At 40.2% G+C, this 537-nt stretch carries 1 protein-coding gene; it reads left to right on the forward strand.

Features of this window, described 5'->3' with window-relative positions; genetic code table 11:
* Positions 1-430 (forward strand): YjbF family lipoprotein (locus R7R24_RS29955; protein ID WP_318120621.1); only part of this gene is annotated, 430 nt, incomplete at its 5' end.
* Positions 431-537 lie beyond the last annotated feature (107 nt).

The raw sequence follows: 537 nt of genomic DNA on the forward strand, positions 1-537 counted from the left end.
TGGAAAAATACAACTGAAATGGGTAAGTGCTGACAAAGCTATGATCGTTACGGAGAATGGGCATATCGTCAAAACGATAGGTCTACAGAATGGGGACTTAGCGGGTGTTTATGGTGATGTGCCAGATTTTTCCTCTGATTCAGCCTCTGTTAACTACGCACTCTCATACGACTGGGCAACACAATATCGTTATGGCTTTCCAGCAAGAGTGACTCGTTCTTACTCGGGTCAAGAAACGTTGACGACACCAATGTCTAGCGCTACGACCAATGTATATAAAGAAACTGTTGAGTTTAGTAGTCTTTCCCACGGTATCGAAAATATTTATTGGGTTGATGAACTAGGTCAGGTTGTTAAAACCTTACAATATTTAGGACCTAACATGATCCCGGTTGAGTTGACCATTTTAAAGGGGTATAGCAAATCATGAGCAAGCAACTAATCACATTATTATGTTTGGTCATGCCACTTTTGAGCTCATATAGTTTAGCTCAAACAGAAACCTCTACAACACAGTCATTAAATGTTGAGTTGCTT

The organism is Vibrio sp. 704, from assembly GCF_033339295.1.